The 15,572-nt window shown below is 73.7% G+C and carries 18 protein-coding genes; 4 read left to right on the top strand and 14 right to left on the bottom strand.

The window, feature by feature from the left end; genetic code table 11:
- Window positions 1–3 precede the first annotated feature (3 nt).
- From AC2CHG_RS11935 to AC2CHG_RS11955, 5 genes are all read right to left on the bottom strand, one after another.
- The gene (locus tag AC2CHG_RS11935) at window positions 4–288 is read right to left on the bottom strand and encodes a putative quinol monooxygenase (protein ID WP_281600451.1); all 285 of its coding nucleotides are present in this window, start codon (window positions 286–288) and stop codon (window positions 4–6) included.
- Window positions 289–315: 27 nt separating this feature from the next.
- The gene (locus AC2CHG_RS11940; RefSeq protein WP_194799475.1) at window positions 316–1,074 is read right to left on the bottom strand and encodes a MerR family transcriptional regulator; all 759 of its coding nucleotides are present in this window, start codon (window positions 1,072–1,074) and stop codon (window positions 316–318) included.
- A 107-nt stretch (window positions 1,075–1,181) separates the two neighbouring features.
- Window positions 1,182–1,814, bottom strand: coding sequence for a hypothetical protein (locus AC2CHG_RS11945; protein ID WP_194799474.1), 633 nt, complete (start codon window positions 1,812–1,814; stop codon window positions 1,182–1,184).
- A 130-nt stretch (window positions 1,815–1,944) separates the two neighbouring features.
- Window positions 1,945–4,224 (bottom strand): putative bifunctional diguanylate cyclase/phosphodiesterase, encoded by a 2,280-nt coding sequence (locus AC2CHG_RS11950; RefSeq protein ID WP_484524749.1) that lies wholly within the window; start codon window positions 4,222–4,224, stop codon window positions 1,945–1,947.
- A gap of 129 nt (window positions 4,225–4,353) precedes the next feature.
- The gene (locus AC2CHG_RS11955; protein WP_262014946.1) at window positions 4,354–4,851 is read right to left on the bottom strand and encodes an ArsR/SmtB family transcription factor; all 498 of its coding nucleotides are present in this window, start codon (window positions 4,849–4,851) and stop codon (window positions 4,354–4,356) included.
- Between the two features lie 78 nt (window positions 4,852–4,929).
- On the opposite strand from AC2CHG_RS11955, the gene AC2CHG_RS11960 reads away from it, so the two are divergent.
- Window positions 4,930–5,883 carry a S41 family peptidase gene (locus AC2CHG_RS11960; RefSeq protein ID WP_484524750.1) on the top strand — a complete coding sequence of 318 codons (954 nt, stop codon included), beginning with the start codon at window positions 4,930–4,932 and terminating at the stop codon, window positions 5,881–5,883.
- A gap of 10 nt (window positions 5,884–5,893) precedes the next feature.
- Here AC2CHG_RS11960 and AC2CHG_RS11965 read toward each other — a convergent pair whose 3' ends face one another.
- The 8 genes from AC2CHG_RS11965 to AC2CHG_RS12000 all read right to left on the bottom strand — a co-directional run bounded on the left by AC2CHG_RS11965 (window position 5,894) and on the right by AC2CHG_RS12000 (window position 13,198).
- On the bottom strand, window positions 5,894–7,399 hold the full coding sequence (locus AC2CHG_RS11965) for a hypothetical protein (RefSeq protein ID WP_355507231.1): 1,506 nt from the start codon (window positions 7,397–7,399) through the stop codon (window positions 5,894–5,896).
- Entirely contained in the window at window positions 7,396–8,475 is a 1,080-nt protein-coding gene (locus AC2CHG_RS11970; RefSeq protein ID WP_484524751.1) for a hypothetical protein, read from the bottom strand. Before AC2CHG_RS11970 ends, AC2CHG_RS11965 begins: the two co-directional genes overlap by 4 nt.
- A 33-nt stretch (window positions 8,476–8,508) precedes the next feature.
- Window positions 8,509–8,685 (bottom strand): hypothetical protein, encoded by a 177-nt coding sequence (locus tag AC2CHG_RS11975; protein ID WP_484524752.1) that lies wholly within the window; start codon window positions 8,683–8,685, stop codon window positions 8,509–8,511.
- A gap of 3 nt (window positions 8,686–8,688) precedes the next feature.
- Window positions 8,689–8,922 (bottom strand): zinc-ribbon domain-containing protein, encoded by a 234-nt coding sequence (locus AC2CHG_RS11980; RefSeq protein WP_366621513.1) that lies wholly within the window; start codon window positions 8,920–8,922, stop codon window positions 8,689–8,691.
- Between the two features lie 60 nt (window positions 8,923–8,982).
- Window positions 8,983–9,828: an SRPBCC family protein gene (locus tag AC2CHG_RS11985; protein ID WP_484524753.1), complete on the bottom strand. Its 846-nt coding sequence runs from the start codon at window positions 9,826–9,828 to the stop codon at window positions 8,983–8,985.
- Window positions 9,821–10,381: a winged helix-turn-helix domain-containing protein gene (locus tag AC2CHG_RS11990; protein ID WP_262014951.1), complete on the bottom strand. Its 561-nt coding sequence runs from the start codon at window positions 10,379–10,381 to the stop codon at window positions 9,821–9,823. Before AC2CHG_RS11990 ends, AC2CHG_RS11985 begins: the two co-directional genes overlap by 8 nt.
- 91 nt (window positions 10,382–10,472) lie before the next feature.
- The gene (locus tag AC2CHG_RS11995) at window positions 10,473–11,816 is read right to left on the bottom strand and encodes a class I SAM-dependent methyltransferase (RefSeq protein WP_262014952.1); all 1,344 of its coding nucleotides are present in this window, start codon (window positions 11,814–11,816) and stop codon (window positions 10,473–10,475) included.
- Window positions 11,813–13,198: an FAD-binding oxidoreductase gene (locus tag AC2CHG_RS12000; RefSeq protein WP_484524754.1), complete on the bottom strand. Its 1,386-nt coding sequence runs from the start codon at window positions 13,196–13,198 to the stop codon at window positions 11,813–11,815. Before AC2CHG_RS12000 ends, AC2CHG_RS11995 begins: the two co-directional genes overlap by 4 nt.
- A gap of 92 nt (window positions 13,199–13,290) precedes the next feature.
- Between AC2CHG_RS12000 and AC2CHG_RS12005 the strand changes: the two genes are divergently transcribed.
- Genes AC2CHG_RS12005 through AC2CHG_RS12015 form a run of 3 tightly spaced genes read left to right on the top strand, consistent with a single transcriptional unit; the run spans window position 13,291 to window position 14,866 of the window.
- On the top strand, window positions 13,291–13,761 hold the full coding sequence (locus tag AC2CHG_RS12005) for an aminoacyl-tRNA deacylase (protein ID WP_262014954.1): 471 nt from the start codon (window positions 13,291–13,293) through the stop codon (window positions 13,759–13,761).
- Between the two features lie 40 nt (window positions 13,762–13,801).
- Window positions 13,802–14,086 (top strand): DUF427 domain-containing protein, encoded by a 285-nt coding sequence (locus tag AC2CHG_RS12010; protein WP_262014955.1) that lies wholly within the window; start codon window positions 13,802–13,804, stop codon window positions 14,084–14,086.
- Between the two features lie 57 nt (window positions 14,087–14,143).
- Entirely contained in the window at window positions 14,144–14,866 is a 723-nt protein-coding gene (locus AC2CHG_RS12015) for an RICIN domain-containing protein (protein ID WP_262014956.1), read from the top strand.
- Between the two features lie 51 nt (window positions 14,867–14,917).
- Here the strand turns inward: AC2CHG_RS12015 and AC2CHG_RS12020 are convergent.
- The coding region (locus AC2CHG_RS12020) for an MFS transporter (protein ID WP_484524755.1) at window positions 14,918–15,572 on the bottom strand (655 nt) is incomplete at its 5' end.

Raw genomic sequence — 15,572 nt, forward strand, 5'->3', positions numbered from 1 at the left:
CGGTCAGGGAGCCTCGACGCCGGAGATGCGGAACTTGTGCACCTCGGCGCCGAGGATCTCCGCCACCTGCTCGGCCTCCGGGCCGGAGCCCCGGAACGCCAGCAACTGCTCGTCGGACTCCCACCGCTCGTAGACGTTGATCCGGCCCGGCTCGACCAGGTCGGCGCTGACCGCGAAGTCGACGCAGCCGGGCGCATCCCGGGCCGCGCGGACGGCGGCCTCGCAGGACGCCAGGTAGGCGTCCCGCCGGGCCGGATCGACGTAGAGGGTGCCGGCGACGATGAGCATGCCGGCCATCCTGCCACCCGCTCCCGGTCAGGACCGGGTGATCGCGTTGGCGTGGATCGCCTCGTTCAGGTACGCGGCCATCCCCGGCCGCAGCGCCTCGAAGTACGCGGTGAACCGCGGATCCGCCACGTACATGTCGGCCAGGCCGGTGTGGATCTCGTACGAGCAGTCGTACCACCACTTGGTGATGAGCTGCCGGTGCTCCTCGGCCAGCGCCATCGCCTCCGGGCCGTCAGCGGGCGCGCCCGATTCCATCAGCGCGGCGAACCGCCGCCCCCAGTCCTCGTTCTCCGCCTTGTTGCGCAGCCAGTCCTCCTTCGAGTAGCGGCCCGCGCGCTCCTGCGACTGCCGGTACGCCTCGGTGCCGCCCCAGCGCTGCTCGGCCTCCTCTGCGTGCTCGTCCGGGTCGAAGTCCCCGAACACCTCGAACCGCTCCTCCGGCGTCAACTGGATCCCCAACGTCCTCGCCTCCATCGCGTGTTCGATCGCCGCGACCATCTCCTGCAGCTTCCCGATCCGCCCGGACAGCAGCTCGTGCTGCCGGCGCAGGTGCGCCACCGGGTCGGAGTCCGGATCGTCCAGGATCTCGGCGATCTCCTCCAGCGGGAACCCCAGCTCGCGGTAGTACCGGATGAGCTGCAACCGGTCCAGGTCGGCCTCCTCGTAGCGGCGGTAGCCCGCCGGCGTGCGCCCGCTGGGCCGCAGCAGCCCGATCTCGTCGTAGTGGTGCAGCGTCCGGACCGTCACCCGGGCCGCCCGCGCCACCTGTCCCACCGTGTACGGCATGGTTCCCTCCCTTCCGCGACAAAGACTCCCGCCTCCCGCTGCGTGAGGGTCAAGCCGGACAGCAAGACGCCCCCGACCATGATCGGCCGGGGGCGTCGTCGGTGCGGTCAGTTGGTGACCTTCTCCTTCTCCGGGGCGGCGAAGGTCGCATTCGGCGGGGTGCGGACGGCGTGCACCAGGCCGGCGGCCGAGAGCAGCAGGAGCAGGCCCGCGCCGAGGTACATGGCCAGGGCGCCCTGCTCGGCCTTGCGGCCGAACTCGCTGAAGCCGTACGAGGTGAGCAGCAGGCCGCGCAGCGTCTCACCCTTGAACACGGTCTCCCGCTGGGCGGTCACCTCGGCGAGCTGCTTCTGCAGGTCGGCCAGGTTGGCGGCGTTGCTCTGCTCGGCCTGGGCCACCTGCTCACGCAGCGCGCTCTGCGGCTCGCCCAGGTCGGCGTAGGTCTTGCCACCGGCCATGTTCTTCAGGTGCAGGCCGATGTACTCGTTGGCGTAGCACTCGGCCTGCTTGCCGGTGGTCATCTTCTGGCCGGCGTACTCGCGCAGGCAGTCCGACTTCTTCTCCTCGTCGGAGAGCTTGTCCGCCGGGGTGAAGGTGATGTTCTGCTCGCCGAGCTGGCTGCGTACGTAGTCGTTGGCGAAGTTGGCGTTCGTCGTCAGGACGACGCCGACGACGAGCAGCAGGACCGCCAGGCCCAGCCCACCGATGCTGAACAGCAGGTCGAGAGTCCGTCGCTTCATATCAAGCTCCCGTGTGGAGGGTGTGTTCGTCTTGTTGACGAGAACTATCATGGCGGTGGCGGACCGCCGGTGAGCAGGGTCGAATCCCCTGTCCCGTCCGGGACCTTCGGCCCCCGTGGACCCGGGCCGGTCAGCGCCCGGCGCCCGCGCCGGACAGCGCGGGAAGCAGGTCCGGCAGGGCGGCCGGGCGGCCGTACCGCCAGCCCTGACCCTGCCGGCAGCCGATCGCGGTGACCGCCGCGTGCTGCGCGACGGTCTCCACCCCCTCGGCGACCACGGCCAGGTCGAACGCGCCGGCCAGCCGGTTCACCATCTCGACTGTGGCGTACGCGCGGGCGTCGCCGGCGTCCAGCCGGGACACGAACGACCTGTCGATCTTCAGCTCGGTGGCCGGGATGCGGTGCAGATAGCTCAGCGACGAGTAACCGGTGCCGAAGTCGTCGATGGCGATGCGGATGCCGAGGTCACGTAGCTGGGACAGCCGGTCGAGCACCGACTCGCTGCCTTCGATCAGCGCCGACTCGGTCAGTTCCAGGGTGAGCGCGCGGGGCGGCAGACCGGCCGCGCCGACCGCGCCGGTGACGGTGGCGATCAGGTCGGGCCGGCACAGGTGGGCGGCGGCGATGTTCACCGCCACGGTCACGTCGGGCGCGTGCTCGCGCCAGGTGGCCGCCGCCCGGCACGCCTCGTGGATGACCCACCTGTCGATGGCCACGATCAGCCCGGTCTCCTCAGCCAGTGGCAGGAACCGCGCCGGGGTCAGCACGCCCAGCCGGGGATGCCGCCAGCGCACCAGCGCCTCCGCGCTGCGTACCGTGCCGGTGTCCAGGTCGACGATCGGCTGGAACTCCATCAGCAACTGGCCCTCGTCCACCGCGCGGCGCAGGTCGGCGATCAGCTCGGCCCGGCTGACCGCCGACTCGCGCAGCTCCGGCGTGCACGTGCGGTACGCGGCCTTGCCGGCGGCCTTCGCCGCGTACATGGCGATGTCGGCGTCGCGGAGCAGGTCGGTGTGCGAGGTGTGCTGCGGCCCGTACTCGGCGATGCCGATGCTCGCCGACGGGTGGACGCCGAGGTCCTCCTCGCCCGGCAGCGGTTCCAGGGCGGCCAGGAGCCGGACCGCGAGCCGCTCCGGTGACACCTGACGTTCCCCGGCCACCAGCACCGCGAACTCGTCGCCGCCGAGCCGGGCGATCATCCCGTCCGGGCCGACCGCGTCCCGCATGCGTTCCGCGGTGGCGGTGAGCAGCCGGTCCCCGGCGGCGTGCCCGAACCTGTCGTTCACCTGCTTGAAGCCGTCCAGGTCGAGCAGCACCACGGCGACCGGGCCGCCGGCGCGCAACGCCCGCCGCAGCCGCCGGACGAACGTCAGCCGGTTGGGCAGGCCGGTGAGCTGGTCGGAGTACGCGAGCCGGCGCAGCCGGCCGACCAGCCGCAGGTTCTCGTTCGCGGCCAGCCCCTGGCGCAGCGCCAGCACCCCGAGCAGGCCCATCATGCCGACGAAGACCACCTGCGGGGTCTGCCCGCTGGGCTGCCGGGACAGCAGGACCGCGACGATCGCGCCGCCCACCGGCAGGTACGGCAAGGCGACCCGCCACCACGGCGGCAGCGGCGAGTCGACCAGGTCGTCCTCGCCGTCCCCGTCGGACGGAGGCGGATAGCGGGTGGCCAGGCCGACCAGCAGGTAGCTCAGCGGCCAGCAGACGTCGACCGGGTGCCCGGGCGTGTAGTCGCCGCGTGCGACCAGCGAGACGTAGACGGCGTCCGCGCCGGACCGGATCGCCAGGCCCGCACCGATCACGGTGAGCGCCCGCCACATCGGCCGGCCCGGACCGGCCACCGCCACCAGGATGGTGAGCTGCATCAGGTCGAACATCGGGTAGAGCAGCCCGAACGTCCGCATCGGGTCGGCCAGCTCGGCGTCGGTGATGCGGTGGAACACCACCACCCAGCCGATCGGGATGAGGGCCAGCCCGACGATCACCCCGTCGAGCAGGGTGCGGGCCCGGCCGATCACGCTGCGCGGGCCGGTGCGGGAGCACAGCAGCGCGCCGGTGCCGGTGACGATGCCGGCGGCGAACAGGCCCGCCACCAGCGGAGTGTGAGGCAGGCCGAGCCCGCCGAGCCGTTCCACTGTCCACACCGCGCGGCCGAGCGCGGCGAGCACCATGGTGGCGGCGAGCAGTTCCCAGAACCGGCGCAGCACGGCCGGCTGTCGTCGCGCCGCGCCGACGCAGAGCACCGCCGCCCAGCTCGACACCGCCATCGCGCCGACGTCGCTCACCAGCGCCGCGCCCGGCAGCCGGGCGGCCAGCCAGGCCATCTCCCCGAGTACGACGACGGCGGCCGCGACAAGTCCGACACGGCCGACGAGCGGATGACGGGCCGGCGCCGCGGCGGCGAGGCTCACGTCGTGCTGGGATACAACGATGCGCTCCGGCTCTCTTCCAGACGTGCACCCTCGACGACGAGGACCGGACGACGGACGGCGCAAGCCTAGCCAGCGCCGGGGACTGCCGCCAGAGTCGACGACTGTCGGTCAGCGGACCGCAGGCGGGTGCCGGTAGAGGGAGACCAGCACGCCGTAGCGCGGCTGCCCCGGCGGCGCCTCCTCGGCCTCACCGACCAGTTCGTCCAGCGTGGATCGCAGGCGCTGGGCCTGGGCCGGCGTGAGCCGCAGGTGTCGCAGGTGCACGAGCGGGTCGGTGTCACCGGCGAGTTCCTCGGCGTACGCCCCGAGCAGCGCGGCGGTGGCACTCGCGTCGGTGCCGGCGCCGACGAGGCGGCGGAACGTGCGTTCGTGGTAGCGCTCGGTGCCGCCCCGGACCTGGCGGCTGTGTGCCGGGCGGACCATGCCGGCCTCGGTCAGCACCGCCAGGTGGTGGGCCACAGTGCCCTTCGCCGCGCCGAGACGGGCGGCGAGCCGGCTGAGCGTGGCGGGACCGGCTCCGAGCGCGAACAGCAGCCGGTGCCGGAACGGGTGGGCCAGCGCCTTGAACTGGGCCGGGTCGCGGATCTCCAGCGGATCGTCGGTCACCGCGAAAGCGTCTAGTCCTCTTGACGCTTTTGTCAACCGGCTGCTCTACTTCTCGCCCACCACGAGAACGGGGACTCGATGGATCCGGACCAGATCACCGCCATCGTCGAACGGGCCGCCGCCCTGGTCGCCGACGAGTACGTCCTGCCCGACGTCGCCGACCGGATCGCCGGCCGGCTGCGCGAGCGCCTGGGCGCCGGCGCGTACGCCGAGGCAGGCGACGCCGCCACGCTCGGCGCGCTCGTCACCGCCGACCTCCAGTCGGCCAACCGCGACCTGCACCTGCGGCTCAAGCACCACGAGCAGCTGCTGTCCGACGAGGCCGACGACCCGACCGGGGAACACTTCGCGCGCCTCGCCGCGCTCGGCATGGGCGGCGTGACCCGGGTGCAGCGGCTACCGGGAAACGTCGGGCTGCTGGAGATCCAGCCGTACGTGTTCCCGCCCGACCTGGCCGGCGACGCGCTGACCGCCGCGCTGCGGCTGCTCGCCGGCACCGACGCGCTCCTGCTCGACCTGCGCGGCACCGAGGGCGGCAGCCCGGACGGGGTGGCACTGATCTGCGGCTGGTTCTTCGCCGAGCCGACGCATCTGCACACCATGCACGAACGCTCCGGTGCCACCCGCCAGTTCTGGAGCGCCGCCTGGCTGCCGGTCCCCCGGTACGCCCCGGAGAAGCCGGTGCACGTGCTCGCCGGTCCGGTCACGTTCTCCGGCGGCGAGGAACTGGCGTACGACCTTCAGCAGTTCGGCCGGGCCACAGTGGTCGGTGAGCCGACCCGGGGTGGCGCGCATCCCCGCGTCGGGCACCGGCTGCACCCACACCTGGAACTGACGGTGCCGGTGGCCCGGCCCGTGCACGCCGCGAGCGGAACCAACTGGGAGGGCTGCGGCGTCGCCCCGGACGTGGCGGCCCCTGTCGACCGGGCGCGCGACGTCGCGTACCGCCGGAGCCTGGAGGCGCTGCTGGCGGCGGACCCGGACCGGCCGACGGCGGCCGAGGCACGGACGGCCCTCGCCGCCCTGGACTGAGCCGCGCGGGTCAGGACCAGTCCTCCGCCGGGGCCGGGTCCGGCGGCGCGACGGCCGTGCCGGGCGGCCCGCCGTGCGTCCACGGCGTCTCCTCCGGCGCCGGGAACGCGCCACCCGGCAGGAACCCGTCGGACAGGCTGGTCAGGCAGATCCGCTCGCCCACCTCGGGGACGCTGCCGGGCGGCGCGGTCAGCCCCCGGCCCATCCCGCCGGACAGTTCCAGCACCACCTCGGTCTTGCCGTCGCCGCCGGGCGTCACGAACACGACCTTCGCCTTCTGCCCCGGGCGGGCCGGGGAGTACAGCGTCGCGCCCACCGGCATCGGCACCGGCTCGGTGGTGACCACCTGGATGCGCGGGCGCAGCACCGGCCGCTTGCCGGAGTCGTCCACCCGCGCCGGGTCGGCGAGCGTCACCTCGCCGACGAACGCCTCCCCGGACAGCCGGTGCTCGGCCATCACCAGCGGATCGTCGTAGGCGCGCTGCACCGCCCACGCGGTCGACGCCCGTTCCAGCCGCTGCAACCGCAGCGCCGCCGCCACCGCGCCGTCGCGCCGCGGCTGCGGGCCGCCCCCGGCGTCGACGTGCTCGGCGTGCGCGGTGAACGCGTCCCGGTCACCGGCCCACCGGCCGGTCACCCGCGCGCCGGCCGGCAGCGTCCGCAGCAGCCCGACGCCGCGCCACATCAGCTCCCAGGTGGGCGCGAGCTGGTCGCGCAACAGGCCGGCGAGCTCGTCGTACGCGGCCGCGCGGGCCGCCGGGTCGTCCTCGGCCCGGGTGTACGCCTCGATCGCCGGGGCGAGCCGGCGGTTGTCGAAGTCCGGGTCGGTGGCCGGCCCGGCCGGCGGGCAGTTCTTCGGGTCCTCGGCACGGACCGCCGCCTGGGCGCCGGTCAGCCCGGCGGGCGGGTCCAGCCAGCCCAGCACCGCCGGCAGGTGCAGATCCTCCACCACGCTCTGCCCGGTCGCCCAGTGCAACGTCAGCGCGTCGGTGAGCGCCAGCAACGCCGACGAGCCGGGCTGCTCGGCACGCTCGGCGAAGAACGTCAGCCAGCGGCCGAGCAGCGGCACCGACTGGTGCACCGGATAGTCGCCGTCGGTACGGCGGAACCGGGTCGAGCGGCCGAACAGCCGCAGGAACGTGATCCCGGCCGGGTTCGGCACCAGCAGTTGCGGCGCGTCGACGTACCGGTGGCGGACGTCGCGGCCCCGGTCCACCGGCACCGCCTCGGTCAGGTCGCGGAACTCGTCCAGGTACGGCAGCACGATCGCGGCCAGCTCGGCGGCGAACGCGAACCGCTGGTCCCGGTTGCGCGGCTGCGGCACCACCAGCAGCCGCGCCTCGTCGGGCGCGGCGCCGACCATCGCGGCCAGCGGGGCGTTCGCCTCACCGGCGAGCGCGAGCGGCACCAGCACCAGTGGCCGCTCGGACAGGTGCAGGTGGCGGACGGTGGCCACCGGCTGGGCCCGCCCGGTGGCGACCGCCTGCGCCCGGGCGAGCGCGCGCAGCGTACTCACGCGGTTTGCCCCGCTAGGGCGTCGGCGCGCAGGCGCGCGGCGGCCCGCAGCAGCGCGGCGGCCTCCGCCTGCTCCGGTTCGGGCGCCCCCACGCCCTCGGCGAGCGCCAGCACGTCGGCCACCTTCTCCACGCCGCCCAGTGCCTCGCGGACCGGCCGGCCCAGCGCGCCGGTCTGCCCGCGCGCCTCGTGCCGGCAGAAGTACGCCAGCTCGCAGGCGGCCAGGCAGTCCGGCGCGTAACGGGCGGGCACCTGGTGCAGCGCGGCGGCGAGCGTGGCCGGATCGGCCGCCGGGTCGACGGTGAACCCGGCCGGTACGGCGGCGAGCAACTCCTCGACCCGGGCCATCCGGGCCAGCTGGCGGCGCAGCACCAGCAGTTGCCGGCGCACGTCGAGCAGGCTGGCCACCGGCTGGTTGGCGAAGTCGCGCGGGCAGACCAGCACCACCTCGTGCGACACCAGCTCCGGGTCGCGCCCCTCGGCGGCGAGCAGCTCGCGCAGCGCCAGCACGTAGACGGCGGACTGGATCGCGGCGGCGGCGACCTTGCCCGGGTCGGCCTGCCCGTCGATCACCGGAAACGATTTGATCTCCACGACGTGGAACCGGCCGGCCAGCCGGGCGGCGACCAGGTCCGGTTCCAGGTGCACCCGGGTGCCCGCCACGTCCAGGCCGAGCAGCGGATGGTCGAACAACGCCGGGCCGTCGCCGCTCGCGGTCAGCGCCGCCCGGGACCGCTCCGGCCGGTCGTCGTCGGCACCCAGGTCGGTCCAGGTGGCATCGGCCGGGACCGGTACGCCCAGCCGCTCCGCGACCAGGCGCAGCAACTCCGCCCCGCCGTCGGCCTTGACCTGCGCCTCGAACGCGTTGCCCCGGGTGATCGCGAAGCGGGACTGGCCGAACTTCGCCGGGAAGCCGAGTTGCTCGGCGAGCGCCGGCTTGTCCGCGCCGGCGCTGTCCAGCACGGCGCGGCGGGTGCAGCCGGGGTTGCCGGTCAGCGCGGCGATGGTGCGGGCGTTGTGCCGTCGGGGCGGCCCACCTCCCCTGATCTGCGCCAGCCGCTCCTCCACTCCACCCATGATCCCAGAATAGGTGTGTGCGCACCCGGGGACTCAGCGGCCGGCGGAGCGGTTCCAGGGCGAGCGGGGCGACTGCGCGCCCGCGACCCGGCGACGCCGGCGGCGGTGCCGGCGCCCGGGCGTGCAGGGTGGACGGGCGGCGGTGTGCACCGGTACGGCGGGCGGGGTGACCGGCTGCCGGCCGATCAGCCAGCAGAGGAAGCGGGTCACCGGTCAGCCGACCGGGAGGCGCTCGGCCTCGGCGCGGGAGATGTCGTACTCGGCGCCGCAGAACGTGCACTGCTGCGCGTACCGGGTGCGCAGCGGGATCAGCGGAATGAAGAAGAGGCTGAACCTGGTGACCCGGCGGGTGATCACCTGGGCGGCCTGGTTGCCGCAGTTGCGGCAGACCTGGGTGACGACGCCGGACCGGACGACCTTGGTCCGCAGCCCGAAGATGAAGAACATCGCCCGGCATTACCCACCCGGGACCCGGGTTAAGCGGGCCCCGGGCGGGTCACCGGAAGGTCAGGCGGGAACCTCGTCGGTCAGCCAGATCGGCCGCCAGTCCGGCACCTCGTGGAAGCGCCGCAGCTCGGCGAACCCGGAGACGATGCCGGTCCAGGCGCCGTACGGCGGGTTGCCCTCGTCGAAGCCGGACTGCACGAACGTCAGCTTCGTCCGGCCCTCGGACTCGTCCAGCTCCCAGGAGGTCACGCCGGTCGGTCCCCAGTCGATGGAGAGCCCCCGTCCCGGCGTCACGTCGAACACCTTCGCGGCCTGACCGGCGTCGAAGCCGCCCATCGCGTACCGGCCGCCCTCCCAGGGCTCGATGCCGATCGGGTAGCCGAACCAGGCGCCCGCCTGCTCCGAGTCGGTGAGTGACGTCCACACCTTGTCCATCGGCGCGTCGATCAGCAGCTCGCCGCGCAGGTCGGCGGAGGTGAAGTCGGTACGCGGCAGCAGCGGCCGGCCGTCCAGGTGGTCGTTGAGGTTGGCGAGCGCCAGGTACCAGTACGTCTGGAGCACACCGCGGATGCTGCTGCCGCTCATCGCCTCCGCGTAGTCGAAGTGACTCTGCCGCAGCGTGAGTATGGTGCCGTCGCCGTCGGGCTCCAGCTCGAACTCGGTGGTGGTCTCCACCCCGTCGAGCGTCCACGCGAAGCGCAGCGTCCGGTCGTCGACGTGCAGCAGCCGCTGGTGTGGCGCGTCGCCCTCGGGCGTGTAGCGGCCCCAGAACTCGTACCGCCGGGGCAGCTCGACCTCGACGTGCTCGGCCAGCCAGACGCGCAGCTCGGCGGGGTCGGTCAGGGCCCGGCGGACGGTCGCCATCGGCGCGGCGAGGCGGGCGCGGATGGTCATCGGCTCAGTCATGCGTGTCGCCTTTCGGGTAGCAGGCCACGGCGAGCTTGAAGGCGTCTCCCTCGGCGCCGCCGTAGCGCGTGAACAGGTCCTGCAGCGTCGTCTGCAGGTCGTGCAGGAACTCCTGCCGTCGCTCGGCGGGCACCCGGATCTCACCGGAGACGCCGACGGACGGCAGTTCGGGGGCGGTGCGGTCCAGCGCGGCGATGTCGGCCTGGACCTCCTCCATGAGGTCGAGCAGGTAGCCCAGGCTCAGCTCGTCGCGGGCCCGGCGGGTGCCGCCGATGCGGCCGACCAGGCGGGGCGAGAGCCAGTACGACCGGGCGACGGCCTGGTAGATGCCCTCGGTGATGCCGCGCACCTGCCGCTGTGCCACCTGCTCGGCCAGCCCGGCCGCGACGAGCTGCTTGACGTGGTAGTAGACGCGCTGCGGCGTCTGCTCCAGCCGGGCCGCGACCTCGGTGCAGGTGCGGGGCTCGGCGAGTTGCCGCAGCACTTCGATGCGCTGCGGCTTGAGCAGGATCTCGGCCTGCTCGCGCTGTTCCAGGTACAGGACGTCTCTCATGGCAAAATCAGTTTGTACGTACAAAACTTCTTTGTCAATGGCTTCGACGAAAGGCCGCGCGGTCCGCGCGGCCTTTCGTCGGTACGACCGGTCAGGGCGTCCAGTCCGGACGCAGCGGGTACCCGTTCACCCCTTCCGGGCCGTTGTGCGTGGCGAGCACGTGGTGCAGCTGGATGCCGTTGCGCTCGAACGCCAGCCGGGAGCCGGCCATGTAGAGGCCCCACACCTTCGCGGTGCCCGGCCCGACCTCGCCGACGCAGAAGTCCCAGTGCTCGACCAGGTTGCGGCACCAGCCGGCGAGCGTCAGCGCGTAGTGCTGGCGCAGGTTCTCCTCGTGGTGCACCTCGAACCCGGCGTCGTGGATCTCGCTGATCAGCCGGCCCGGGCCGGCCAGCTCGCCGTCCGGGAAGACGTACCTGTCGATGAACGCGCCGGAGCGGTGCGGCGCCCGGTTGTCGGCGCGGGTGATGCAGTGGTTGAGCAGCCGCCCGCCGGGCTTGAGCCGGGAGCGCAGCGCGCCGAAGTAGGCCGGGTAGTTGCGCACGCCGATGTGCTCGGTCAGCCCGATCGAGGAGATCGCGTCGAACTGCTCGCGCGGCGCGTCCCGGTAGTCCAGGTGGCGCACCTCGGCCAGCTCGCTCAGCCCCTCCCGTTCGATCGCCGCCTGCGCCCACTCGGCCTGCGCCTTCGACAGCGTCACACCGAGCGCCTTGACGCCGTACTCGCGGGCCGCGTGCCGGACCATGCCGCCCCAGCCGCAGCCGACGTCCAGCAGCCGCATCCCCGGCTTGAGCGCCAGCTTGCCGGCGACCAGGTCGTACTTGTTCCGCTGCGCCTCCTCCAGCGTGTCGCCGGGACTGCGGTACACCGCGCAGGTGTACGTCATGGACGGCCCGAGCACCTTCTCGTAGAAGGCGTTCGACACGTCGTAGTGGTGCGAGATCGCGCTGCTGTCCCGGGTACGCGAGTGACGCAGCCCGGTCATCAGCCGCCGCCAGCGCGGGGCCGCCTCCTGCGGCGGGGGCGGCGGCGGGCGCAGCCGTTCCCAGCCCAGCCCCCGGACCAGCGCGAGCGCCTCACTCATCGCCGGGAGCCGCAGCGGCACCTCGTCCTTGATGACCCGCAGCGCCTCGTACGGGTCGCCCGGATGCACCCCCTCCAGCCCCAGGTCGCCGCTGACGTAGGCCCGGGCCATACCCAGGTCGCCGGGCGCGGTGAGCAGGTAGGACAGGCCCCGCTCGGTGCGGATCGCCAGGGTGATCCCGGCGTCGGCCGGGCCCAGCGCGCTGCCGTCGTAGCCGGTGACCCGGACGGGCAGGTCGCCGGTGGTGACCGCGCGGACCACGTCCGCGACTGTGGGTCCGGTACGCCGCCCGCCCGCCGGCGGGCCGGCCGGGGCGCTCGCCGCCCCCGGTGTTCGGTCGGTCAGACTCATGCTCGGGATACCGCCTTCTCGTACAGTCCGGTGAGTCGGTGGTCCGGGTCGTAGCGGTCCTTCACGGCACGCCAGGTGTCCCCGCCGTAGAGGCGGTCGAACTCGCCCCGGTCGTAGTACGCGTCGGAGTAGAGCGACTTGTGGCCGCCCACCTCCGACACCATGCGCTCGATCTGGCGGTTGACGTCGCCGTCGGCGGCGCCCGCCGCGATGGGCACGCTCCCCCAGAAGCCGATGTTCACATACGTTTCGCCCGGTTGGAGCGGATATAGCGGCCACGCCTTCGCCGACCCGGGACCGGACGGCTCCCGCAGCCGCAGCGGGCACAGCCACACCGGCGTCATGCCCACGTTCGCGGTGAACCAGCGCAGGAACTCGGGCGTGCGGTCGAGCGGGACCTCGACGTCCTGCACCACCCGCTCCCGGGCCGGGCGGCCACGCCACCTGTCGACGCGGGCGGCCACCTGGTGCCGGTGCTCCAGCCGCACGATCCGGTGGTAGACGTCGCTGCGCCGGTAGCGCCGCGGCCACAGCCGCCGCACCACCGGGTGCTGCACCCCGAACGCCGCCGAACACCAGAACCAGTCGGTGTCCCAGCGCCAGAGATAGTCGTACGCGGTGAGCGTGTCCCGGGTGCGCCGGCGCAGCGAGCGGTAGTAGATCTCCTGGCCGGTGTAGTCGGACGGGCCGTCGTCGGCCTCGTCGGTGAACGTGCCGAGCACCAGGTACGCCTCGCCGGGACTGAACACCACCCCGTCCATGGCGTCGACCGGCTCACCGCCCCAGGCGCCCTTGGCGACCACCTCGCCGATCGCGTCGACCAGTTCCTCCAGCCGGGTGAACCGGATGTTGCGCAGCGACACGTACCGGCGGACCGGTTGCAGCTCGATGCGCAGCCGGGTCGCGTAGCCGAGGCTGCCGAGCGAGTTCGGGAAGGCCCGGTGCAGGTCGGCGTGCTCGCCCTGCGGCCGGGTCGTGACGATCTCCCCCGCGCCGGTGAGGACGTCCATCTCCCGCACCGACTCGTGCGGCAGGCCGTTGCGGAAGGAGGTGGACTCGATGCCCAGGCCGGTCACCGCCCCGCCCAGCGTGATGGTGCGCAACTGCGGCACGACGAGCGGCATCAGGCCGTGCGGCAGCGTCGCGTCGACCAGATCCTCGTACGTGCACATGCCCTGCACGTCGGCGGTACGGGCCGCCGGGTCCACGGCGAGCACCCCGGTCAGGCCGCTCACGTCCAGGCCGGGCGTACGCGGCGCGGAGCGGGGCCGGAACAGGTTCGAGGTCTGCTTGGCCAGCCGTACGGGTTCCCCGGCGGGCACCGCGGCGTAGGAGCGCCGCAGCGTGTCCACCGCCCGTTCATGATCACGGACAGCGTGCATGAGATCACCTTACGCGCGGGTACGACAATTCGTGGGACGTCCACGGTGGCCTCGCCGGACTCGCGGTCGACTCGCGCGTTACCGTGACCGCCATGGCGAATCCCGCGCTGACCGCTCTCGACCACGCCGGCCTGCCGTACCGGGTGATCCGCCACGGTCCGGTCGCGAGCCTCGCCGAGGCGGCCGCGGCACGCGGCGTCGAGGTGCCCGACGTGGTCAAGACGATCGTGGTCCGCCGCGGCGAGGGCGACCTGCTGTTCGTGCTCACTCCCGGGGGCCGGGTGGTCTCCTGGCCGAAGCTGCGCGCCCTGCTCGGGGTGAGCCGGCTGTCGATGCCCGACGCCGAGGCGGCGAAGGCCGCCACCGGGTACGCGCGCGGCACCATCACGCCGTTCGGCTCCACCACCGCCTGGCCGGTCGTCGCCGACGAGCGGCTGCGCGGCCGGGAGGTCACGCTCGGCGCGGGCGAGCACGGCCTCGCCGTCGCCGTCGACGCGGACACCGCGCTGGCCGCGCTCGGCGCGACGGTGGCGGACGTGACCGATGAGGAGCCGACGCGTTGAGCGGTGGCCGGTACGCGACCACCGGCATAGCGTGGAGGACATGCCGAAAGCCGTCTGGAACGACCTCGTCGTCGCCGAGAGCGACGACACAGTGGTGGTCGAGGGCAACCACTACTTCCCCCGTACCGCGCTGCGCGCGGACCTGATCCGGGAGTCCGACACCCACACGGTCTGCCCGTGGAAGGGCACGGCCTCCTACTACACGCTCGAACACGGCGGCGCCACCAGCCCGGACGCCGTCTGGTACTACCCCGATCCCAAGCCGGAGGCGGAGATGGTCCGCGACCGGGTGGCGTTCTGGAAGGACGTCCGGGTCGTCGGCTGAGTCACCGCGCCGCCGGGCGACTGGCACCCGGCAGCCCCGGTGGGTCACTATGCCCCCATGGCCGACCCGCACTCCGACCCGTCCGGCACCGTCTACGGAGCCCGCCGCGCCCGTGGCGCCCGTGGCGTCCGGCTGCCCCAGGACCCGCTGATGCGGGTCGCGCTGGGCGTCGGCGTGGCGGGCGTACTCCTCGGGGCCTTCTTCGCCACCGGTGTGCTCGGCGGCGGTTCCGACCGGCCGGTCGTGCCGGCGGCGGCAGTGCCCACCGTGGCGCCGAGCGAACCGAGCGCGGAACCGACGGCGGAGCCCACGCCGTCGGCGTCGCCCTCGCCGAGCGCGGCGCCGAGCACCCCCGCCGCGCCGGTGGCCACGCCGAAGGTGATCCGGGGCGTGCCGTCCGGGCGCTGCCTCGGCGTGACCGGTGACGAGGCCGAGGGCGCCCAGGCGGCGCTCGCCGACTGCACCGGCGGGCCGGAGCAGCAGTGGGTGGTCACGCCGGTCACCAACGACACCTACCTGCTCGTCAACGCGGCGAGCGGCAAGTGCCTGGACGTCAACGAGGCGAAGACCGACGACGGCACGGACGTGCAGCAGTGGTCCTGCAACGGGCAGGCCAATCAGCAGTGGAAGTTCCAGGCGGCCGGTGACGGCGCGGCGCTGCTCGTCGCAGTGCACAGCGGCAAGTGCGCGCAGGTCGACGACGCGGGCACCGAGCCCGGCCGCGAGCTGGAGCAGGCGCCGTGCAGCGGCGCTCCCGAGCAGCAGTGGGCGGCCGGCTGACCGGTCGGCCCCGGTGGCGCTGACCTGTCAGCCCCCGGTGGCGGCGGCCCGTCACCCCCGGTAGCTCCAGGCCCGCCGGTCCGAGACCACCGGCAGCACGAACGCGGGCTCGTCGGCGGGACGGCGGCGCAGCAGCAGCGACAGCCCGGCCGCGCCGACCGACAGCGCACCGGCCACGTACCAGGCCAGCGCGTAGTCGCCGAGCCGGTCCCGGACCAGGCCGGCACCGGTGGCCGCGAGCGCGGCGCCGAACTGGTGCGCGGCGAACACCCAGCCGAACACCACGGCGCCGGACGCGCCGAACCACTCCCGGCACAGCGCCACCGTCGGCGGGACCGTCGCCACCCAGTCCAGCCCGTAGAAGACGATGAAGACCAGCATGCTCGGCTCCGCAGTACCGGCGAACAGGCCCGGCAGCACCAGCAGCGACGCCCCGCGCAACGCGTAGTAGGCGCCGAGCAGCAGCCGGGCGTCCACCCGGTCGGTGAGCCAGCCGGAGGCGATCGAGCCGGCGATGTCGAAGAGCCCGACCACGGCGAGCAGCCCGGCGGCTGTGGTCTCCGGCATGCCGTGGTCGTGCGCCGCGGGCACGAAGTGCGTACCGACCAGGCCGTTCGTGGTCGCGCCGCAGATCGCGAACCCGCCGGCGAGCAGCCAGAACGGCCGCGTCCGCGCGGCGGCGGCGAGCGCGCCGACCGCCCGCGCC

Source organism: Micromonospora sp. ATLC20, assembly GCF_057196585.1.